The organism is Amycolatopsis eburnea (genome assembly GCF_003937945.1).
GTDB classification, from domain to species: domain Bacteria; phylum Actinomycetota; class Actinomycetes; order Mycobacteriales; family Pseudonocardiaceae; genus Amycolatopsis; species Amycolatopsis eburnea.
The window spans coordinates 37275-57731 of record NZ_RSEC01000033.1 but is presented as its reverse complement, the minus strand read 5'-3'; the positions used below and the strand labels follow the sequence as shown (position 1 = coordinate 57731).

At 75.0% G+C, this 20457-nt stretch carries 24 protein-coding genes; 9 read left to right on the top strand and 15 right to left on the bottom strand.

Features of this window, described 5'->3' with window-relative positions:
- Positions 1–612, bottom strand: a complete 612-nt coding sequence (locus EIY87_RS10855) for a hypothetical protein (protein WP_125307566.1) — start codon at positions 610–612, stop codon at positions 1–3.
- A 391-nt stretch (positions 613–1003) separates the two neighbouring features.
- Between EIY87_RS10855 and EIY87_RS10850 the strand changes: the two genes are divergently transcribed.
- The 5 genes from EIY87_RS10850 to EIY87_RS10830 all read left to right on the top strand — a co-directional run bounded on the left by EIY87_RS10850 (position 1004) and on the right by EIY87_RS10830 (position 4404).
- Positions 1004–1540: a copper resistance CopC family protein gene (locus EIY87_RS10850; RefSeq protein WP_125307565.1), complete on the top strand. Its 537-nt coding sequence runs from the start codon at positions 1004–1006 to the stop codon at positions 1538–1540.
- 40 nt (positions 1541–1580) lie between these two features.
- Positions 1581–1919, top strand: a complete 339-nt coding sequence (locus EIY87_RS10845; RefSeq protein WP_125307564.1) for a hypothetical protein — start codon at positions 1581–1583, stop codon at positions 1917–1919.
- Between the two features lie 37 nt (positions 1920–1956).
- Positions 1957–3249, top strand: coding sequence for an erythromycin esterase family protein (locus EIY87_RS10840; RefSeq protein ID WP_125307563.1), 1293 nt, complete (start codon positions 1957–1959; stop codon positions 3247–3249).
- A 7-nt stretch (positions 3250–3256) separates the two neighbouring features.
- The gene (locus tag EIY87_RS10835) at positions 3257–3892 is read left to right on the top strand and encodes a phosphoribosyltransferase (protein WP_125307562.1); all 636 of its coding nucleotides are present in this window, start codon (positions 3257–3259) and stop codon (positions 3890–3892) included.
- 89 nt (positions 3893–3981) lie between these two features.
- Positions 3982–4404, top strand: coding sequence for a DUF6292 family protein (locus EIY87_RS10830; protein WP_125307561.1), 423 nt, complete (start codon positions 3982–3984; stop codon positions 4402–4404).
- A 1-nt stretch (position 4405) separates the two neighbouring features.
- On the opposite strand, the gene EIY87_RS10825 is transcribed toward EIY87_RS10830, so the two are convergent.
- The 5 genes from EIY87_RS10825 to EIY87_RS10810 all read right to left on the bottom strand — a co-directional run bounded on the left by EIY87_RS10825 (position 4406) and on the right by EIY87_RS10810 (position 6774).
- Entirely contained in the window at positions 4406–4762 is a 357-nt protein-coding gene (locus EIY87_RS10825) for a VOC family protein (RefSeq protein ID WP_125307560.1), read from the bottom strand.
- Complete coding sequence (locus EIY87_RS10820; protein WP_191984046.1) at positions 4759–5184, bottom strand: hypothetical protein; 426 nt, start codon at positions 5182–5184, stop codon at positions 4759–4761. The genes EIY87_RS10825 and EIY87_RS10820 overlap by 4 nt, the downstream gene beginning before the upstream one ends.
- On the bottom strand, positions 5181–5348 hold the full coding sequence (locus EIY87_RS48025) for a hypothetical protein (RefSeq protein ID WP_191984045.1): 168 nt from the start codon (positions 5346–5348) through the stop codon (positions 5181–5183). Before EIY87_RS48025 ends, EIY87_RS10820 begins: the two co-directional genes overlap by 4 nt.
- An 11-nt stretch (positions 5349–5359) precedes the next feature.
- On the bottom strand, positions 5360–5797 hold the full coding sequence (locus tag EIY87_RS10815; RefSeq protein ID WP_125307559.1) for a DUF4383 domain-containing protein: 438 nt from the start codon (positions 5795–5797) through the stop codon (positions 5360–5362).
- Between the two features lie 152 nt (positions 5798–5949).
- Entirely contained in the window at positions 5950–6774 is an 825-nt protein-coding gene (locus EIY87_RS10810; protein WP_125307558.1) for an SDR family oxidoreductase, read from the bottom strand.
- A gap of 84 nt (positions 6775–6858) precedes the next feature.
- Between EIY87_RS10810 and EIY87_RS10805 the strand changes: the two genes are divergently transcribed.
- Both EIY87_RS10805 and EIY87_RS10800 read left to right on the top strand, forming a co-directional pair.
- Positions 6859–7875, top strand: a complete 1017-nt coding sequence (locus EIY87_RS10805) for a Ppx/GppA phosphatase family protein (protein ID WP_125307557.1) — start codon at positions 6859–6861, stop codon at positions 7873–7875.
- A gap of 59 nt (positions 7876–7934) precedes the next feature.
- Positions 7935–8117 (top strand): DUF2795 domain-containing protein, encoded by a 183-nt coding sequence (locus tag EIY87_RS10800; RefSeq protein ID WP_125307556.1) that lies wholly within the window; start codon positions 7935–7937, stop codon positions 8115–8117.
- 205 nt (positions 8118–8322) lie between these two features.
- On the opposite strand, the gene EIY87_RS10795 is transcribed toward EIY87_RS10800, so the two are convergent.
- Positions 8323–9354 carry a glycosyltransferase family 9 protein gene (locus EIY87_RS10795; RefSeq protein ID WP_125307555.1) on the bottom strand — a complete coding sequence of 344 codons (1032 nt, stop codon included), beginning with the start codon at positions 9352–9354 and terminating at the stop codon, positions 8323–8325.
- A complete protein-coding gene (locus tag EIY87_RS10790; RefSeq protein ID WP_125307554.1) occupies positions 9351–10823 on the bottom strand; it encodes an HAD-IIIA family hydrolase in 1473 nt (490 codons plus the stop codon). The genes EIY87_RS10795 and EIY87_RS10790 overlap by 4 nt, the downstream gene beginning before the upstream one ends.
- A gap of 89 nt (positions 10824–10912) precedes the next feature.
- Between EIY87_RS10790 and EIY87_RS10785 the strand changes: the two genes are divergently transcribed.
- Together EIY87_RS10785 and EIY87_RS10780 are read left to right on the top strand one after the other, a co-directional pair.
- Positions 10913–12250, top strand: a complete 1338-nt coding sequence (locus EIY87_RS10785; protein ID WP_125307553.1) for an aldehyde dehydrogenase family protein — start codon at positions 10913–10915, stop codon at positions 12248–12250.
- The gene (locus EIY87_RS10780; RefSeq protein ID WP_225439817.1) at positions 12247–13551 is read left to right on the top strand and encodes an FUSC family protein; all 1305 of its coding nucleotides are present in this window, start codon (positions 12247–12249) and stop codon (positions 13549–13551) included. Before EIY87_RS10785 ends, EIY87_RS10780 begins: the two co-directional genes overlap by 4 nt.
- Positions 13552–13554: 3 nt before the next feature.
- Here EIY87_RS10780 and EIY87_RS10775 read toward each other — a convergent pair whose 3' ends face one another.
- The 7 genes from EIY87_RS10775 to EIY87_RS10745 form a co-directional block, all read right to left on the bottom strand.
- Complete coding sequence (locus tag EIY87_RS10775; RefSeq protein ID WP_125307552.1) at positions 13555–13734, bottom strand: hypothetical protein; 180 nt, start codon at positions 13732–13734, stop codon at positions 13555–13557.
- A gap of 78 nt (positions 13735–13812) precedes the next feature.
- Positions 13813–15129 (bottom strand): UDP-glucose dehydrogenase family protein, encoded by a 1317-nt coding sequence (locus EIY87_RS10770; RefSeq protein ID WP_125307551.1) that lies wholly within the window; start codon positions 15127–15129, stop codon positions 13813–13815.
- Complete coding sequence (locus tag EIY87_RS10765; RefSeq protein WP_125307550.1) at positions 15122–16072, bottom strand: glycosyltransferase family 9 protein; 951 nt, start codon at positions 16070–16072, stop codon at positions 15122–15124. Before EIY87_RS10765 ends, EIY87_RS10770 begins: the two co-directional genes overlap by 8 nt.
- Positions 16063–16749 carry an SDR family oxidoreductase gene (locus EIY87_RS10760; protein WP_125307549.1) on the bottom strand — a complete coding sequence of 229 codons (687 nt, stop codon included), beginning with the start codon at positions 16747–16749 and terminating at the stop codon, positions 16063–16065. The genes EIY87_RS10765 and EIY87_RS10760 overlap by 10 nt, the downstream gene beginning before the upstream one ends.
- Positions 16750–16771: 22 nt before the next feature.
- A complete protein-coding gene (locus EIY87_RS10755; protein ID WP_125307548.1) occupies positions 16772–18139 on the bottom strand; it encodes a PfkB family carbohydrate kinase in 1368 nt (455 codons plus the stop codon).
- Positions 18136–18699 carry a D-sedoheptulose-7-phosphate isomerase gene (locus tag EIY87_RS10750; protein ID WP_191984044.1) on the bottom strand — a complete coding sequence of 188 codons (564 nt, stop codon included), beginning with the start codon at positions 18697–18699 and terminating at the stop codon, positions 18136–18138. Before EIY87_RS10750 ends, EIY87_RS10755 begins: the two co-directional genes overlap by 4 nt.
- A complete protein-coding gene (locus EIY87_RS10745; RefSeq protein WP_125307547.1) occupies positions 18696–20369 on the bottom strand; it encodes a carbamoyltransferase family protein in 1674 nt (557 codons plus the stop codon). The genes EIY87_RS10750 and EIY87_RS10745 overlap by 4 nt, the downstream gene beginning before the upstream one ends.
- Between the last annotated feature and the right edge of the window lie 88 nt (positions 20370–20457).

Below are 20457 nucleotides of genomic sequence, written 5' to 3'. Positions count from 1 at the left end.
TCACCGTCCACTCGGGACGGTCGAGGCCGGGATGCCGACCGCGCCGGCGGGCACCATGGCCGGTTCGAGACCGCCGTCGGGGGTCCGGCAGTAGCCGAGGACGAGCGCGCCGGCGCCGTCCGGGCCGGTGACGCCGAGGCCGGTGGTGAGGGCGCCCAGCACCGGCAGGCCGCCGACGGTGTCCAGGACCTGTTGCACCGCACCGGGTTGGCACGCGGGGACGTCCGTGCCCGGCGGGGGCGGCGTCGTCCCCGGCGGCGGTTCCGGGGTCGGCTGCGGGGCCGGTTCCGGGGTGCCGGGGTCGAGCGGCGGGGTCACCACGACGTCGCCGGGCGGGGTCGGCATCGGCATCGCCGGCTGGTCGCCGGCCGGGACCGCGGGGAGCGGGGACACCGGGACGTCCGACGGCGGCAGCGCCGAGGGCAGCGGTGCGGCGCCCGGGGTTTCCGCTGTGGGCGGGTGCCCGCCGTCGGCGACCACGGGTGGGGTGGCCGCGTCGGCCGCGCCGCCGGGGCGCAGGCCGATGCCGGACGCGTAGCCGACGACGACCACGACCGCGCCGGCCAGGCTCGCGGCGATGACGTGGTCGCGGCGCAGTGCGGGACCTCGCACGTTCAGTCCTCCCGAGAGCAGGAATCCGTTCGCCCGGAATGGAATGCGCCGGAATGCCGGAGCGGCCGGGGAACACGGGAATGTGGGGAGCAGAAAACCAGCAGTCCGGTTTCCGGGAGTGTTCTTCACATGAAGGACAGGTAAAGTTGGTCGGCCGGCCGGCGGCTCGGCCCGGTGAGAAGCTGCGCCGAACGCCCCGGTTGCTACGCCGACCGGGTGACGCGGGTGGCGAACCAGTGGAGCAACCGTCCGGTTTGTCCGGTTCACCGGAGACGGCGGTGAGAATTGCTTAACGCAGTCGTTTCACGGTTCGCCGTTGCGCGACCGGACGAGATCACTACCGTTCCGTGACGCCCGCCTGTTCCGCGAATCCCGAGAACGCGAGGAAATCATGACTTTCCGCTGGTCTTTTCCCGTCCGCGCCGCCGCCGCGCTGGCGGCGGCCGGCAGCGCGCTCCTGCTGTGCGCGCCCGCCGCGGACGCGCACAGCGTGCTGCTCTCCAGTTCGCCGGCGAAGGACGCGGCGATCACCGCGCCGCCCGCCGAAGTGGTGCTCGAGTTCAACGAGCCCGTGGAGAACCGGTTCACCGAGCTGGCCGTGCTCGGACCCGACGGCGCGTCGCACTGGGAAGGCGGCCCGGTGTCCGTTGTGGACGGCCGGGTTTCCGCGCCGCTGCGGCCACTCGGCCCGGCGGGCGGCTACACGATCCGCTACCGCGTCACCTCGGCGGACGGCCACCCGGTGTCCGGCGCGATCCCGTTCCGGCTGACGGTCGCGGGGCCGGCGACGGCGGCACCGGTCGCCGCGATGACGGCGGGCCCGGCCGGTGACGCGCCGATGCCGTGGTGGCCCTGGGTCGCCGGCGGAGCCGTCCTGCTCGGCACCGGGTTCGCCGTGGCCCGGCGGGTGGCGCGCGTGAACACGTGAGGCGGGTGTGCGGTCGCGGCCGGACGGGTACCCGGCCGCCATGACTCACCTCGACGACACCCCGACCGCGAGGCTCGACGAGTTCGTGCTCGCCCGGCTCGCGGAGGACGAAGAACGCGTCCGGGCAGGCGAGCTGCCCCTGCTCGACGAGGCCGAGCGCCGGGGCAGGCTGCGGATCATGCACGCCGACGACGGCGACGGCCTGCTGCTCGCCGGCGGCCCGGTCGAAGCGATGGAAGACCGGCACCCGGTGCCGTTCGCGGAGAAGGCCGAGTTCCTGCGCCGCGAGATCCGCGACGCGCACGACGACACGTCGGTGAAGCTGATCGCGTCGGTGTACGAAGCGCATCCCGACTGGCGCGACGACTGGCGCCCCTGAGCGTTTCGCCCGCCCCCGCACCGGGAATCCGCGAAGCATGTCCGCAACCGTGCTCGACGAAGTGACGGCGATCCGCGAGTCGGCCGCGCCGCTGCGCAGCCCGCAGGACCTCGACCCGCTGGTCCGACGGATCGGCCACGCCCGGATCGTCCTGCTCGGCGAAGCGACCCACGGCACCGCCGAGTTCTACCGCTGGCGCGCCGAACTCACCCGGCGGCTGCTCGCCGAACGGGACTTCTCGTTCGTCGCCGTCGAGGGGGACTGGCCGGAGTGCCACCGGGTGCACTGCTGCGCCGCCGGGGCGCCGGGCGCGCCCAACGACCCGGGGCAGGTGCTCTGGGGCTTCCGGCGCTGGCCGACCTGGTTGTGGGCCAACGAAGAAGTGGCCGAGTTCGCGGCCTGGCTGCGGTCCTTCAACGCCACCGGCGACGGGCCGCCGTGCGGGTTCCACGGCCTCGACGTCTACAGCCTCGGGGAATCGCTGCGCAGCGTGCTCGGCTACGTCCGCGCCCACGCGCCGGAGCACGTCGGGGCGGCGCTGCAGGCTTTCCACTGCTTTGAACCGTACGGCGAAGATCCGCGCGACTACGGGGTTTCCGCCGCGCTGGTGCCGGAGAACTGCCGCGAGGAAGTCGTGCGGCTGCTGACCGCGCTGCGGTCCGCCGCGCCCGCCGACAGCGTGCCGGGGCTCGATCCGGCGTTCGTCGCCGAGCAGAACGCGGAAGTCGTCGCGGGCGCGGAACGCTACTACCGGGAAATGGTCGGGGGCGGCGCGCGGTCCTGGAACACGCGCGACACCCACATGAGCGACACCCTCGACCGGCTGCTGCGTGCCTACGGCCCGCACTCGAAAGCCGTGGTGTGGGCGCACAACACGCACGTCGGCGACGCGCGGGCCACCGACATGGCCGCGGCCGGGCTGCTCAACCTCGGCCAGCTGGTCCGGGAACGGCACGCGGCCGACGGCGTGGTCGCGGTCGGCTTCGGCACCTTCCGCGGTTCGGTGCTCGCGGCCGACCGCTGGGGCGGGGCGATGCGCCGGATGCCGGTCGAGCCGGCCCGCCCGGGCAGTCTCGAAGGCCTCCTGCACGACGCCGTGCCGGGGGAGCAGAGCCTGCACGTCTTCGGTGCAGCCACGGCGTGGGCGGAGGAACTGCGCGAGCACCGGGCGATCGGCGTCGTCCACCGCGGCGGCGGGTACGTCCCGACCGTGCCGTCGGCCCGGTACGACGCGTTCGTGCACTGCGACGAGACGACCGCGAGCACGCCGTTGCACCAGTGGGAGCCGGAGGAAGGTGACGAAGCGCAGACTTACCCGAGCGGGGTGTGAAACGCGCATGACCGACCGGGTGTTCGCCGACCGCGACGACGGCGGGCGGCGGCTGGCGGCCGAGCTGCGCCGCCGGAGCTGGGCGGACCCGCTCGTGCTGGGGCTCGCCCGCGGCGGCGTCCCGGTGGCCGCCGTGGTCGCCCGCCTGCTCGGCGCGGAACTGGACGTCGTGGTGGCGCGCAAGATCGGCGCGCCGGGGCGGCGCGAATACGGCGTCGGCGCGGTGACGCCGGACGGCCCCGCCCACTACGACGAAGCCATCCTGCGCTCGCTGAACCTGACCACCGCCCGGCTCGCGCGGACCGAGGACCGGGAGCGGGCCGAAGCGCGACGGCGGCTCGAGCGCTACCGCGCGGGCCGGCCGCCGGTCCGCGTGGCCGGCCGGGACGTCGTCCTCGTCGACGACGGGCTGGCGACCGGCGTCACGGCGACCGCGGCACTGCGCGAACTCCGCGCGGCGCGGCCCCGGACGGTGGTCTTCGCTGCCCCGGTGGCCGCCCCCGGCGCGGCTTCGCGGCTGCTCGGCGAAGCCGACGACGTCGTCTGCGTCGCCGAACCGCCAGGCTTTCGCGCGGTCGGGCAGTGGTATGCGGATTTCCATCAGATCGGGGACGAAGACGTGCTTGACCTGCTCAAACGGTGACGCACTGCTCCCTCCGGGGTAGGTCGGATTGACCGAGTGGGTGATGGGGTATCACCCGGCAGGGGCTCCAATCGGATGGGCAGGACGCGATGATCGAACGGGACGAGCTCGGCGCGGCGGCGCGCGGGCTGCGGCAGTACCTGCTGGCCGTCGCGGCCAAGCTGGACGTGCCGGCCTGGTTCTGCGAGGTCGCCGTGCCCGCCGGCGGCTACCTGGCCCTCGACCGGCGGCTCGACCGCTTCCCGGACCACGAGGCGGCGCTGCTGTGGGACGAGCGCGACGGCTGGTCGGCGGCGGTCGAATCGGCCACGGGCGACGAGGTCATCGCGCTCGCCTACCTGGGTGAGGACGTCCTGCCGTCCCCGGACCAGGTCGTGGCGTTCGTGAAGGAGCTCTACGGCGAGGGCTACCCGGGCCGGCCCGACCCGCCGGGCTTCCGGACCCCGGGTGCCCCGGACGGTTTCGACGAGCGGCTGGCCGCCTACGCCGCCGACCCGGTCGGCCAGGCCTGAGTCAGCGGGGCGGCAGGACGCAGAACTCGTTGCCCTCCGGGTCCGCCAGCACGATCCACGGGTCGTCGGGCGGGTCGTCGAGGACCTTCGCCCCCAGCAGCACCAGGCGTTCCACCTCCGCGCGCTGGTCCAGTTCCTCCGGTGCCAGGTCGAGGTGCAGCCGGTTCTTGCCGGACTTCTCCTCCGGTACCCGCTGGAAGAGCAGCGCCGGCCCGTCGCCGAAGTCCAGCTGGCGGTAGGTCAGGCCGTGCGAGTCGGTCCACGTCCGGATTTCGCCGTGCCCGACGGCCTTCGCCCAGAACTCGGCGAGCAGGTCGGGCTGACGGCAGTCGACCGCGACGGCGAGGAGCCGGGTCACGAGACGATCCGGGTGATCGTCGCGGCGACCAGCTCGGGTTCGGCGACCGTCACCGTGAGGCCGGGGTGGCGGAGCTTGCCCCACGGGTCGATGCCGGGCACCGGTTCCCGGAAGCGCAGGCACACGCCGCCGCGGGTGGTCGTGCCGAACGTCAGGCCGTGGTCGGCCAGTGACAGCCGGACGCCGAGCGCGCGCAGCGGGCTGAACGGGCCGGTCGCCTCGGCGCCGGCCAGGTTGGCCAGCGGCGTCTCGACCAGCCACGGCCCGAAGCGGACGCGCAGGCCGCCGGTGTCCAGTTCCAGGCCGCTGCGCGATCCCAGCAGGCGGCGCAGCCAGGGGACCGGGACGGCGAAGTCCGCGTGGAGCCGGTGGTGCACGACGACGGCGGGCGAACCCGCCGTCGTCATCGCGCCGGTGGTCATGCGCCGCCACCGATCGGCGGGACGTCGGTGTCGTCGTCGGGGGCGCTTTCGGGGTCGCGCCACTCCTCGGCGTGAGCCGGCCCGTTGCCCTGCAGCGTGCCGCGCAGCTCCGCCTTCAGCTCGTCGTCCTCGCGCGGCGAATGCTGATCGCTTTCGCGGTGCATGGGAACCTCCTTCACGCGGTGTGCTTGCGGTTGCCGGCGCGGGCGGCGAAGATGCCGAGCACCAGCGCGGCGAGCGCGGTGAGCCCGTGCAGCACGTTGCCCGCCCAGTTCAGGTTGATCGGGTCCTCGGGGGTGCTGAACGCGGTGGCCAGGACGCCGTACGCGGTCATGCCGGCGAAGCCCACGAACAGGACCCAGCAGTAGATGAGCGCGCCGGCGCGCCGGGTCGCGGCGAGCAGCCCGAGCGCGCCGACGACCGTGTGGACCAGGTTGAGCAGCGGGGTCACGCTGAAGATCCACACCGTGCGCGTCGTTTCGTGCCCGACGTCCGCCGTCTCGGGGGTGAAGAACCCCGCGACGCCGAGCACCAGGTAGAGCAGTCCGATCACGGCCACGACCGGGCGAAGCCAGGACGCTCCCGCCCGGGAGCGGGTTTCGGCGGACGACATGGTGCTCTCCTTCCCTCCGCGCTCGGATACCCGGCGGAAGGGGCGGGAAACGGAGGAGTGGAACGGGCCGGACGGCGGGCTGAGGAAGCCGCCGTCCGGCCCGCGGCCGGGACCCGCGCCGGTCCCTGCAGCCAGGGCGCGGGCCCCTGGTCTCAGGGGGTGCGCCAGTCGTGCTCGCGGTACGCGGTGCCGTGCTGGGCGCCCATCAGCAGCAGGCCGCCGTCGACGACCAGCGAGGAGCCGGTGATGTACCCGGCCGCCGGGGTGGCCAGGAACGCGACCGCCGCGGCCACTTCGGCGGCGTGCCCGGTGCGCCCGAGCGGGATGCCGGGCCGGTCCTGCTCCCGCGGGTCGGCGTCGGCCTGCCCGGTCATCGGCGTCGAGATCTCGCCGGGGGCCACCGAATTCACGGTGATACCGTGCTCGGCCAGTTCCAGCGCGAGGACCTGGGTCAGCGCGCCCGCCCCGGCCTTGGCGGCGCAGTAGGGCGCGGCGCCGACGCGGGGCACGTGCTCGTGGACGCTGGTGATGGTGACGATCCGCCCGCCGCGCCCGGCGTCGATCATGTGCCGCGCGGCGCGCTGCGAAACGAGGAACACCCCGTCCAGGTCGACGTCGAGGACCTCGCGCCACTTCTCGTAATCGAGGTCCATGGCGCGCTGGCTGCTGCCCGTACCGGAGCAGTTGACGAGGACGTCGATCCCGCCGAGGTCGTCCGCGAACTCGTCGACGACGTCGGCGGCACCGGGCAGTTCGGTCAGGTCGAGCCGCCGCACGTGCGCGTCGACGCCGTGGGTGCGGGCCTCGGCGGCGGTCTTCTCCGCGCCCTCGGCGTCCGAGTGGTACGTGATGCCGACGTCGAGACCGCCACCGGCGAGCGCGACCGCGACCGCGCGGCCGATCCCGGAGTCCGCGCCGGTGACGATGGCGCGTCGCGGCGAAGCGGCTTCGGCGGGCAAGGGCGCCGGAGTGGGCACGGGACGTCTCCTTTCGGTGCGTATCCAGGCGGCTACCACGTCGTCCGGGGAGTAAACGCGCCGCCCCGCGGGTAATCCGGGCCGATGAGACTGGCCGTGCTGGACATCGGGTCGAACTCCGCTCAGCTGCAGGTCGTGGACGTATCCGCCGGCGCGCCACCGCTGCCGGCGCACGCGGTGAAGGAACCGACGCTCCTCGCCGAAGAGCTGCTGCCGGACGGCACGCTGAGCGAAGCGGGCATCGAGCGGGTGGCGGCCGCGGTGACCCGGGCCGTGGACGCGGCGGTGCGGCTCGGCGTCGACCACCTGTACCCGTTCGTCACCGCGGCCGTGCGCGACGCGGTGAACCGCGACGAGGTCATCGACCGCATCCAGGCGAGTTCCGGGATCCGCCCGCAGTTCCTCTCCGGCGAAGAGGAAGCACGGCTGACGTACTTCGCCGCGCGCCGCTGGTACGGCTGGTCCGCCGGGCGGCTCCTGCTGGCCGACATCGGCGGCGGTTCGATGGAACTGGTCCTCGGCCGCGACGTCGAGCCCGAGCTGGCCGTCTCACTCCCGCTGGGCGCCGGCCGGCTCACCCGCGAGCACCTCACGGCCGACCCGCCGACGCGCAAGCAGCTGAAGACCCTGCGCCGCCACGTCCGCGACACGCTGTCCGAAGTCCTCGACCGGCTGCGCTGGGAAGGCCCGCCGCGCCGGGTGGTGGCGACGTCGAAGACGTTCAAGCAGCTGGCCCGCCTCACCGGCGCCGCGCCCCAGCGCAAGGGGCCGTTCGTCACCCGCGAGCTGGCGGTCGCGGACCTGCGCGCGCAGATCCCGCGGCTGGCCGGCATTCCCGCGGTCGAGCGGGCGGCCCTGCGCGGCATTTCCCGCTCACGCGCCCGCCAGGTGGTGGCCGGCGCGGTGGCCGCGGAAGTCGCGTTGTCGGCTTTGGACGTGGCGCGCGTCGAGGTCTGCCCGTGGGCGCTGCGGGAGGGAATCCTGCTGCGCCACCTGGAACGGGTCGCGGACACACCGGCGTTGCCGCTGCAGCCGCTGACCCGCCACCCGGACGCCACGGTCCGCCACCTGCGGCCGGCCGAGGAACCGGCGCCGACCTGAGCGTGTGTCCGGGGACTGACGGGGTAATCGCGCGGTTCCCCGAACGGAAGGAGAACCCCGTGAGCAAGCCGAACCCGATCGAGCTCCAGAAGTACCTCGCCGGCGTCGACTACCCGGCGCAGCGGGACGACCTCGTGCGCGCGGCCGAGCGGAACGGCGCGGACGAGGGCACGCTGAGCGTCGTGCGCGGGCTGCCGGACCGGACGTACGACGGGCCGAGCGGGGTGAGCAAGGAAATCTGACCGGCGTCGCGTCGCCGGCCGCACCCAACGCCAGGAGGTCAGGGCCCGGCAAAGTCGGGCCAGTGCGGCCGGTCCGCGACGTCATGAAAGGGTCGTTCACCTCGCCAGACGCCATGAACGACCCTTTCATGACATGTCCGCGGCGCCGACCGGACCTCGACGAGGCATTCAGCGCGCCTACTGAGATATCGGGTGCTTCGGCCGGCTACAGCGGTGACGGCGTCGCGACGCCGGGCTGGAGCAGTGCCGTCACCGCGCGGCAGACGTCCGCCGGGTCGATCGTCTCCAGGCAGGGGTGGCCGGGCACGGGGCAGACCCGCGCCCGGCTGTCCCGGCACGGTGCGTGCTGGTCGCCGAGCACCACCGTCGGCACGCCGTAGGGCGCCCACCGCGCCGAGGGCACCACCGGCGCGAACAGCGACACCACTGGCGTTCCCGCGGCCGCCGCGAGGTGGGCGGGGCCGGTGTTGGGTGCGACCACCACCCGGGCGCCCGACAGCACCGCGGCCAGTTCCGGCAGTGTCGTCCGCCCGCCGAGGTCGACCGCCGACGTGCCGGCCACGCCGCGGGTCAGGTGCCGCTCGGCGGGCGCGCCCGTGACGAGGACGCGGTGGCCGTCGGCGACCAGCGTGCGCACCAGCCGGTGGCTCCACGCGGCGGACGGCTGCCGGGCGGGCACCGACGCGGCCGGGTGCACGACGACGTACGGGCCGCCGCCGGTCAGGCGGGTGGTGTCCGGCAGCGGGCGCCGCAGCGCCAGGGCGCCGTGGTCGTCCGGCGGCAGCCGAAAGCCCACCGCTTCGGCCAGCGACAGCATGCGCTCGGGCTCCGGCGGGTCGCCGTCGACGCGGTGGCGCAGGTCGAGGAGGCTGCCCGGGTAGTCCTCGGAGATGGCGCCGATCCACGGCACGCCCGCCTGCCGCAGCAGCAGCGCGAGCGGCAGCGGCGACTGGTGGAACGACGTCAGGATCAGCGCCCGGTCGAACCGCTTGGCGCGCGCCAGTTCGACGAACGCGCCGGTGTCCGCCGCGGTCACCGGTGGTGGCTCGGGGTCGATCCACGGCGCCCGCCAGGTGAGCACCTCGTCGACGCCGGGCAGCAGCTCGCCCGCCGCGCGGCCGTGCGGGCCGGTCAGCAGCGTCACGTGCGACGCGTGCGCGGCCACCGCGCGGACGCAGGGCCCGGCGAGCAGGACGTCCCCGAGGTTGTCCTGGCGGGCGACGAGCACCCGGGTCATCCGGCGACCCCGGCCACCCGCAGCGCCTCGGCCAGGTCGCGGGCCACGGCGGCGTCCCGGCGGGCACGGGCGATCTCGGGTTCGAGCGTGCGGGCGGTGGGCACCAGCACCGCGCGGGCGCCCGCGGCGAGGGCGGCGTCGACGTCGGCGCCGGTGTCGCCGATGACCACGCAGGACGCCGGGTCGACGCCCAGCTCGCCGGCGGCGCGCAGCACCATGCCGGGCCGGGGCTTGCGGCAGTCGCAGCCGTCGCCGTCGTCGTGGACGCAGACCTGCCACGTGCCGAACGGGCCGAAGAGCTCTTCGACGCGGGCGTTCACCGCCGCGAGCCGGTCCGGGGTGATCAATCCTTTCGCGACACCCGACTGGTTGCTCACGATCCCCACCGGGACACCGTTTTCCCGCAGTCTGCGGACGAGGTCGACGGCGCCGGGGACCGGGCGCACCCCCGCCGGGTCGTCGAGGTAGGGGACGTCGACGATCAGCGTGTCGTCGCGGTCGAACAGCACCGCGACCGGCGGGCGGGGGCGCCGCGCGGCGAGTTCCCCGCGCAGGCGGTGGTAGCAGGCGGCGGGCGGGATCAGGGCGCTGGTGACGACCATGCGCGCGACCTCGCCGGGCGTGCGCGGGCCCGGCAGGATCCGGCGGGCGGCGAACTCGGCGGTCAGTCCCGTCCAGAGCCCGGCGGCGAGGACGGCTTTCCCGCGCTGTCGCAGCAAAGGCAGTGCGATGGCCGCGAGACCGGCCACTGTGGACAGTGCGTGCAAGCCCAGCCGGCCGGAGCCCGCGCCGGTCCGCTGGCGCCACAGCACGCCGTGCTTTCGGCGCATCAGCGCGTTGTCCGCGTTGCCGCGCTGGGATTTCACGCTGTAGAAGAACCCGGCGCGGCGGGCCGGGTGCGTGGTCAGCCGGTCGCCGCGGCCGATCCGGTGGCCGCCCTCGGCGACGCGCAGCGCGAGGTCCGAGTCTTCGCGGAAGGCGCGCGGGAAGCGTTCGTCGAAGCCGCCGGCCTCGGCCAGCGCGGCGCGGCGGTAGGCCATGTCGGCGGTGATCCACCGCGCGTGCTCGAGGCCCGCGGTGCCGCGCTCGTCGTCGGTGGGACGGCGGTCCGCCGGCAGCGGCACGGTGATCCGCCCTTGCGAGGCGGCGACGTCCGGCGGCAGCGGCTGCAGGTCCGCGGCGAGCTGCCGGGGCCAGTCGGGGGCGAGCACGACGTCGTCGTCGACGAAGGCGATCCACTCGCTCTTCGCGGTGCGCCAGCCGAGGTTGCGGGCCGCGGCGGGACCGCGCCCGCCGGAGCGGAGCACGCGGACGCCGCCGGGCAGGTCCAGTCCGGACCCGCCGGGGCGGTCGTCGACGACGAGGATCTCCGCCGGGCGCGGGCCTTCGCCGCCGAGCAGGGTTTCGAGCAGCGGCCGAAGCGTCTCCCGGCCCGTCGTGGGGATCACCACGGTGTAGTCGACAGTCACCGCAGCGGGCTACCCGCCCGGCGCCCGGTCAAACGGCGTGTCGATCGCGCGGCCGCGGGTAACCGGGCGGGGACACGGAGGAGGTGCGGATGATCGAGATCCGGAACCCGGCCGACGGCAGTGTGGTCGGCAGCGTGCCGGTCGCGGGCGAAGACGAGATCGACGCGGCGCTGGCACTGGCGAACGAGACCAAGGCCGCGTGGGCGCGGACCCCGGCCGCCGAGCGCGGCGCGCTGCTGCACACGGCGGCGGAACGCTTGCGGGCGCAGGCCGACGAGCTGGCGAAGGTGAACGAAGCGGAAACCGGGCGTCCGCGGGAGGAAGCGCGGGAAGGCGTGCTCGCCGGGGCCGGGACGCTGGACCAGTACGCCGAGCTGGGCCCGGTCCACCGCGGCCGCAGCCTGCTGGGCGACCCGGGCGCGACGGACCTGATGGTGCCGGAGCCACGCGGGGTGGTCGTCGCGCTGACGCCGTGGAACGACCCGGTCGCGGTCGCGTGCGGGCTGCTCGGGGCGGCGCTGGCCACCGGGAACACGGTGGTGCACAAGCCGAGCGAGCGCGCGCCGCACACCGGGCAGCTGCTCGGCGAGCTGCTTAGCGGCGTCCTGCCGGGTGGCGTCCTGCAGACCGTCCACGGCGACGGCGGCGTGGGCGCGATCCTGGCGATGCGCGACGACGTCGACGTCCTGGCCCACGTCGGCAGCACGGCGACCGGCCGTTCGATCGCCGCGAGCGCGGCCGCGACCGGCGCGAAGACGCTGCTGGAGAACGGCGGCAACGACCCGCTCGTGATCGACGCGGACGTCGACCCGGTGTGGGCGGCGGGACAGGCGGCGCTGGGGGCGTTCGCCAACTCGGGGCAGATTTGCGTTGCGGTGGAACGGATCTACGTGCACGAGGCGATCGCTTCGGAGTTCCTGGACGCTTTGGTGAAGGAAGCGGAGTCGCGGACGCCGGCGCCGCTGGTGGACCGGCGGCATCGGGAGCACGTCCATTCGCACGTTTCGGACGCCGTTTCGCGCGGCGCCCGGGCGCTGACCGGGGGAGCGGTCCCGGACGGGCCGGGCGCGCACTACCCGGCCACGGTGCTCGCTGGGTGTGCGTCGGAGCTGCGGGTGATGACGGAGGAGACGTTCGGGCCGGTCGCGCCGGTCCAGGTGGTGCCGAGTTTCGACCACGGCTTGGCCGAGGCGGCGAAGGGCGAGTACGGCCTGGCGGCGACGGTGCTGACCGCGTCGATGGCGCACGCCCAGCGCGCGTGGCGCGAGCTGCCGGCGGGGACGGTCAAGGTGAACAACGTCTTCGGCGGCGCGCCCGGTGGGGCGGCGCATCCGCGGGGGCGGAGCGGCAACGGGTACGGGTACGGGCCGGAGCTGCTCGACGAGCTGACCCAGACGAAGCTGGTGCACGTGGCGCCGCCGGGATGACCGAGCAGCGAGACGGCGAGCCCGCGGCGGGGGTCGCCCCGGCGGAAGACGAGCGGCTCCGGCGAAGCGATGCCGGACCGGACGAGACCACGAGTGGCGGTGCCGGGGCGGCGCGCCGCACCGGACCGGCGCCCCGCACCCCGACAGCCGAACCAACCCCCGGCCGCCGTCTCCGCTTCAAACGGCAGCTCACCGTCGCCCTCGGCTCCAGCGGTCCCACCCCCGACGACGGCCGGGACCGCACCCCGCTCGGCTGGTTCGCCCGTGCCCTCCGCGTCCCCGGGCGTGAACGGCGCATCCTCGTCCAAAGCGCCAAAGCCACCCTCGCCGCCACCGGGGCCTGGCTGCTCGCCACCCTCGTGCTGCGCCTGCCGCAACCCTTCCTCGCGCCCTACGCCGCTGTCTTCCTCGTGGAGGCGACCGTCTACCGCTCGCTGCGCGGCTGGGTGCAGCAGGTCGGCTCAGTCGCCACCGGGGTGCTGCTCGCCGCTCTCGCGGGGCAGCTCATCCCGTGGCAGGCCGTCGCGCTCGCCGTCGTCGTGTTCGCCGGGTTGCTCGCCGGGAGCTGGTGGCGGTTCGGGGAGTCCGGGGTGTGGGTCGGGGTGACCGGCATGCTCGTGGTCTCCTACGGCACCGCCGCCGAGCCCGTGCTGCTCGGCGACCGCCTGCTCGAAACCGCGCTGGGCGCCGCGATCGGGGTCGCCGTCAACACCCTGATCTTCCCGCCGCTCTACGGCGAACGGCTCGTGACCGCCGCCGGGCGGCTCGCCACGGCGCTGGCGGACCTGCTCGAAGCCACCTCCGACCTCGTCCGCCACGACGAACCCGACGGCGTCGACTCGCTGCTCTCGCGGACGAACGACGTGCGCAGCCAGGTCCTGGCCGCCGAAGACGCTGCCGGGCTGACGCGGGAAGGGCGGCGGCTCAACCTGCGCCGGGGCCGCCCGGGGGCCGGGGCGCGGCACGAACGCCCGCTGCGGACGCTCATCGCGCTCTGGTCGCCGCTGTCGCAGCTCGTCGCCGCGGTGCGGACGACGTCGGAGCGGCAGGAACACCCCTTCGCCTACCCGTGGCCGGACGCGCGGGACGCGCTCGCGGACCTCATGCACTGCCTCGCCGGGGCCGTGCAGTCCGTGGCCGCGGTCGGGGAGCCCGTCGAGCTCGACGGCTGCCGGGCGCTGCTGCACCGGCTCGAACAGCGCCTGGTCACCGCCGAGGACGACGGGGTGCCGGCCCGGCTGGGGCTCGGCGCGATGATCCTTCCCGCGCGGCTGCTGGTGGAGAAGCTGGAAGACCGCTGACCCTCAGTGCACCGGGACGGCGTCGGCCTCCGCACGGTGCCGCCGGCACGCCGTGCACACCAGCGTCTGGCCCAGCAGCGCCCCGTCCCCCGACACCAGCCGGGCCACGTGCAGGGTCGGCAGCCCGCACTCCTCGCACGGGATGGGCTTGCTGTCGCGGCTGATCAGGACTCGGTTCGGCATGGCGCGGCCCCCTGACGGGATCGAAGGTCCCGCCCGCTTACCCGGTGACGGCACCCACACTCGTCAGGAGCACCCACGTCACTCGGACGGAGTAGTGTGCGGCCGCGTTCCGACACCGACGTGGGTGAAACCGGCCTCGGCGAGGGCACCCGGGTCGAGCAGGTTGCGGGTGTCCACGACGACCGGCCGCGCCACCGACGCGGCCAGCCGCGGCCAGTCGAGGTCGCGGAACTCCGGCCACTCGGTGAGCACGACCAGCGCGGCGGCGTCCTTGGCCACCAGGTACGGGTCGTCGACGACCTGGACCGCGCTCGCCCCGGGCACGCGGCCGACGGCGGGGTCGTGCGCGGTGAGCTCGGCGCCCGCGCGGGCCAGGTCCTCGGCCACCGCCAGCGCGGGGGAGTCCCGCAGGTCGCCGGTGCCCGCCTTGAACGCCAGGCCCAGCAGGCCGACGCGGGCGCCGGCGAGCGAACCCGCGGGGGAGCCGGTCACCGCCTGGCGGACGGCGCGGACCACCCGGGCGCGCTGGCGGGCGTTGACGCGGACCGCGTCGCGCAGGATGCCGAAGTCGACACCCGCCGAGTCGGCCGCGTGCAGCAGCGCGGAGGTGTCCTTCGGCAGGCACGAGCCGCCCCAGCCGGGGCCGGGGGCGAGGAACTCCGGGCCGATCCGCGCGTCGAGGCCCATGGTGCGCGCGACCTCGCGCACGTCCGCTCCGGAGCGCTCGCACAGTTCGGCGAGGACGTTCACGTAGGACAGCTTCACCGCGAGGAACGCGTTGCTCGCGTACTTCGCCAGTTCCGCGCTGGCCGTGTCGGTGAGGACGACCGGAGCACCCGCCGGCTCGTACAGCCGCGCCACGCGCTCGGCCGCCGCGGCGCCCGGCGGGTCGGTGCCGACCACCACGCGGTCCGGGTGCAGGAAGTCGTCGACGGCGTGGCCTTCGCGGAGGAACTCGGGGTTGGCGGCCACCGGCAGGTCGGTCCGGCCCAGCAGGCCGGGCAGGCGCGCCGCCGTGCCGACCGGCACGGTCGACTTCGTGACCACCACGCAGCCGGGCCGCAGCAGCCGCCCGAGCTGCGGGACGACCCGTTCGAGGACGCCGAGGTCGGGGCGCCCGTCTTCGGCGGGCGGCGTGGGCAGGCACAGGAACACCAGGTCCGCGCCGTGGAGCTCGGCCTGAGCGGTGGTGAAGGTCAGCGTCCCGTCGCCGAGGCCCTGCGCGACCAGCTCGGCCAGTCCCGGCTCCGCGATCGACACCACGCCCCGGCCCAGTTCGTCCACTTTGGACTTCTCGGAGTCCACGCAGGTCACCCGGTGCCCGAGCCGCGCGAAGCACGCGGCGCTGGTCAGGCCGACGTAGCCCGCGCCGACGATCCCGATGTGCTCAGCCATGCGCCACCCGCGCTTCGAGGGCCGAGCGCACCGCGGCGAGCACGCGTTCCTCGCCGAGCAGGAGCAGGCCGCCGTCGGGCTCTTCGCCGTGCGGGTCGCCGACGTTCCCGGCCCAGAGCACGACGTGCTGCCGCGCGGACGGCGGCGGTCCCCACAGCCGGGGCGGGGTCGGCCCGAACAGCAGCACCGACGGCGTGCCGAACGCCGTCGCGAGGTGCCCGACACCGGTGTCCCCGCAGACGACGAGCGCGGCGCCGGCGACCAGCGCGGCCAGTTCCGCCAGGCCGGTCCGCCCGGCGAGCACGGCTTCCTCGCCGAGCCCGGCCCGCTCGGCGATCGAACGGCACAGATCGCGTTCGGCGGCGCTCCCGGTCAGCACGACGTCGTGCCCGGCGGCGGCGAGGGACCGCGCCAAGCCGGCGAAGCGCTCCGGCGGCCACCTTCGGGCGGGGAACGCCGCGCCCGGGTGCACGACGACGGCGTCCGGCGCCGGGCTGGGCCCCGGCGGCGCGGGCAGCCGCAGGGCCGAGCGGTCGGCCGGGACGTGCGCGTACTCGACGAGCCGGCACCAGCGGTCGACCTCGTGCACGTCGTCGCGCCACTCGAGGCCGGGCGCGGCGGGGAAGTCGGGGTGGTGGTGGGTCAGCAGCTCGGCCGGGTCGGCGCCCATCAGGTCGTGGATGCTCTCCGGGCCGCTGCCGTGCAGGTTCACCGCGAGCTTCGGCGGCGGTCCCGGCCAGGCGAGGTCGCCCAGGCCCGCGGTCGGCAGCAGTTCGTCGACCGCGTCGATCAGCTCGACGAGGTCGCGCAGGCCCTCGGGCGCGGCCAGCACCAGCCGGTCGTCCGGGTGCGCCGCCCGCAGCGCCCGGAGCGCGGGTACCGCCGTCAGCAGGTCGCCGAGGCCGAGCGCGCGCAGCACGAGAACCGCGGAGCTCACGGCCACGACCCCTCCTCGGACCCGCAGACGACCAGTTCGCGGACTTCCGAGCCGGGCGGCTGCTGCAGCGCGAAGACGACGGTGCCCGCGACGTTCTCGGGCTGGTTGAGCTTGGCGTCCGGCGGCGGCTTGTACTGGTCGGTGCGGTCGTCGAAGAAGTGCGTCCACATCCCGCCGGGGATCAGCAGGGTGACGCCGACCCGCCCGGCCAGCTCCGCGGCCAGCGCGCGGGTGAAGCCGACGACGCCGAACTTCGAAGCGCAGTACGCGGTCGCGTCGCTCACCGCCTTGATGCCCAAAGTGGACGCGACGGTGACGACCGTGCCGTGCGAGCGTTCCAGGTACGGGAGCGCGGCGCGGACGACGGCCGCGGTACCGAGCAGGTTCACCTTCACCACCCGCTCCCAGTCCACTGTGGACACGGTGCCGAGCGGTCCGCACGCGTCGGTGCCGGCGGCGGTGAAGACGCCGTCCAGGCCGCCCGCGCGCTCCGCCAGCTCGCGCACCGCGGCCTCGGTCGCGGCGGTGTCGGTCAGGTCCGCTTCGGCGAATTCGGCCGGGTCCTCGGGGCGGACGCGGTCGAGGACGTACGGGGTGCCGCCGGCCTTGCGGACGGCGTCGACGGTGGCGGCGCCGAGGCCGGAGGCGCCGCCGGTGATCAGGACGTTGCCGAGGGGTCGCATCGCACTCCTTCGGGGGTCGGGGTCAGGCACTGGCCGCCGCGGCGACCAGCCGCGACGTCGAGTAGCCGGGGACGGTCGGGACGAGGACGACCTCGCCGCCGTGCCGCCGCACGACCGCGCGCTCGGGCAGGTCGGCGGCCGCGTAGTCGCCGCCCTTGACCCACACGTCCGGGCGCAGCCGCTCCAGGACGGCGACCGGCGACGGCTCGTCGAAGACGACGACCGCGTCCACAAAGGACAACGCGGCCAGCAGCCGGGCCCGGTCGCGGTCGTGCACCAGCGGACGGCCGGGACCCTTGAGGGAGCGCACCGACGCGTCGGAATTGAGGCAGACGACGAGTGCGTCGCCGAGGGCGCGGGCCTGCCGCAGCAGGCTGACGTGCCCGGGGTGCAGCAGGTCGAAGCAGCCGCCGGTGGCGATCAGGCGGCCGCCGCGCTCCCGCACCCGCGACGCGAGGCCGAAAGCGTCGCTCGCGGGCTGTGGATCGGGGACCGGACCGTCGTTCGTGGACAGTGCCGTCGCACCCCCGGCGGCGACGAACCGGGCGGCCGCTTCGACCGCCGTCGCGACGGCCGAGGTGACGTCTTCGCCGCCGAGGAGGGCCGCGGTGGCCGCGGCGGCGAACCGGTCGCCCGCCCCGCACGTGTCGGGTGCGGTGTGGCCCGGGATCCGCGCCTCGGCGGGGATCGGGACGTTCGCCTCACCGAGGCCGTCGGCGAGCACCGCGCCGCGCGCGCCGGTGGTGATGGCGACGGCGTCGGCGAGCCAGTGCCCGCGCAGCAGCTTGGCGAGTTCGGCCGGTTCGTCGTGCCCGGCGAGCACCGCGCTCGCCTCCGCGAGGTTCGGCGTGACGAGGGTGGTGCCGGGCACCGGCTGGGCGCCGCGCGGGTGCGGGTCCCAGACGACCGGGACGCGTTCGGCGCACTCGCGCAGGATCCGCCGGACGTGGGGGTTGCGCGTCAGACCGCGCCCGTAGTCGGCGACCAGGATCGCCCCCGCCCCGGCGAGCGCCTCGCGGACCGGGCCGGGCAGCGGCCCGGTGGTGGCGGTGCCGTCCCCGGAATCCAGGCGCAGCAACGACTGCCCGCCCGCGCGGACCCGGGTCTTGCACACCGTCGTGCCGCGCAGCGGCAGCGGCAGCACGGTGACGTCCGGTTCCAGCAGCCCGGTCAGCGCGTGGCCGCCTTCGTCGTCGCCGAGCGGCGTGACCAGGACGACTTCGGCCGCGGACCGCGCGGCCAGCAGCGCCGCCAGGCCGGCCCCGCCGGGGCGGCGTCGGCGGGCGGTCAGGTCGACCACCGGCACCGGCGCTTCCGGGCACAGCCGCTCGGCGGTGCCTTCGGCGTCGACGTCCAGCAGGGTGTCGCCGAGGACGACCAGGGGCTTCACGCGGTCACCCCGAGCGCGTCGTCGAGCGCCGCGCACAAGCCGTGCACCAGTGCCAGGTGCATTTCCTGGACGGTCGCGACGGTGGGGGCCTCGACCGTCACGGCGTCGTCGCACAAGGCGGCGAGGGGGTTCGGGGCGGGCCCGGTCAGCGCCCAGGTCGTCACGCCCAGCTCGTGCGCGGCCTTCGCGGCGGCGACGACGTTCTGGCTGGTACCGCTGGTGGACAGGCAGACCAGCACGTCGCCCGGCCGGCCGTGCGCGTGCACCTGGCGGGCGAAGACCTCGTGGTCGCCGTAGTCGTTGACGATGGCCGTGGTCGCGGAGGTGTCCGCGTGCAGCGCGATGGCCGACAGCGGCCGCCGCTCGTCGCGGAACCGGCCGACGAGCTCGCCGGTCAGGTGCTGGGCTTCGGCGGCGCTGCCCCCGTTCCCGCAGGCGAGCAGGCGGCCGCCCGCTTCGAACACCGCGGCGAGCTGCCGTCCCCACGCGGTTATCTTGGGAGCGGATCCCCGGGTCCGCCGGGCGGCCTCGGCCAAAGCGGCGAGATGGTCTTCCATCATGGCACCTCCTTCTGCACCGGCGACGCCGCGCCGGGTCGGGTCGGACGGGGGCGGCGGAGCACGAACGGCCCCAGCGCCAGCAGGTCGATGGGCGCCGAGCCGAAGCACTCGAGCGCGTCGCGGGGCGAGTCGACCATCGGCCGGCCCGCGGTGTTGAGGCTGGTGTTGATCACGACCGGCAGGCCGGTCCGCCGCTCGAACGCCGCCAGCATCCGGGCCAGCACGGGGTTCTCGCGGTCTTCGACGGTCTGCACGCGGGCCGTGCCGTCGACGTGCGTGACGGCCGGGATGCGGTCCCGCCAGTCCGCGGCGACGTCGTGCACGAACAGCATGTACGGGCTCGGGAGCGGGCCCCGGGTGAAGATCTCGGCCGCCCGCTCGGCCCGCACCATCGGCGCCACCGGGCGGAACTGCTCGCGCCCCTTGACGTCGTTGAGGCGTTCCAGGTTCGCCTCGCGGCCCGGGTGGGCCAGCAGCGACCGGTGCCCGAGCGCCCGCGGGCCGAACTCGGCGCGGCCCTGGAACCACGCGATCACTTCGTCGTTCGCCAGCGCTTCGGCGACGGTCTCGGCGAGGTCGGCGGGGCGTTCGTAGGGCAGCTTCGCCTTGATCAGGATTTCTTCGAGCTCTTCGTCGGTCCACTCGCGACCCAGCCCGGCGTCGCCCATCGGCGCGCCGCGTTCCCCGGCTTCGGCGGCCAGCTGCAGGGCGGCGCCGAGCGCGGTGCCCGCGTCCCCGGCGGCGGGCTGCACCCAGATCCGGTCGAACGGGCCTTCGGCGTGCAAGCGGGTGTTGGCGACGCAGTTGAGCGCGATCCCGCCCGCCAGCGCCAGGTCGCGCTGGCCGGTCGCCTCGTGCAGCCAGTCCGCCAGCTCCAGCAGGACGTCCTCGAGGACCTTTTGGACGCTCGCGGCGAGATCGGCGTGCCGCCGGGTCAGTTCCTCGCCGGGTTCCCGGCGCGGGGCCAGCGCCGCCAGGTTCACGCCGTGGGCGCGGAACCCGCCGTCGCCGGTCACGTGGACGTGCTCGCCCAGCGCGTCGAGGTACTCGGGCTTGCCGTAGGAGGCCAGCGCCATCACCTTGTACTCGTCGCTGGAGCGGGCGAAGCCGAGGTGCTCGGTCAGGTCTTCGTAGAGCAGGCCGAGGGAGTGCGGGAGCCGTTGCGCCGCCAGCTCTTTGCACCGCCCGTCGCGGTATTCGCCCGCCAGGTAGGACGTGCTCTCGCCGCGGCCGTCGGCGACGAGCACGGCGCAGTCGCCGAACGGCGCGGCGAGCGCGGCCGAAGCGGCGTGCGCGACGTGGTGGCGGACGAACCGGACGATGCCCGGGTCGAGACCGGGCAAGGCGGATTTGAGGAACAGCGGGGCCCGCTGGGCGTATTCGGTCCGCAGCTCTTCACCGCTCGGGTCGTGCCCGGGCAGGCCCGGCTCGACCAGCGCGGGGTCGTAGGAGTAGCCGACCGCGTCGAGGTCCTTCGCGGACAGTCCCGCCCGCTCGAGGCACCACGCGGCGGCTTGGGCGGGCTGTTCCCAGGTGGAGAACGGCACTGCCTGCTTGCCGTGCTTGCGGCGGCTGAAGCGTTCTTCTTCGGCCGCGGCGACGACCTCGCCGTCCACGACCAGCGCGGCGGCCGGGTCGTGGAAAACGGCGTTGATCCCGAGGATGCGCATCGACCTGCCTCTGGCGTTCCGGTGCGGACCCTCTCCGGTCCGCTCTCGCCTATAGCGCTACCCGGCGAAGTCACTCATAAACGAAGTC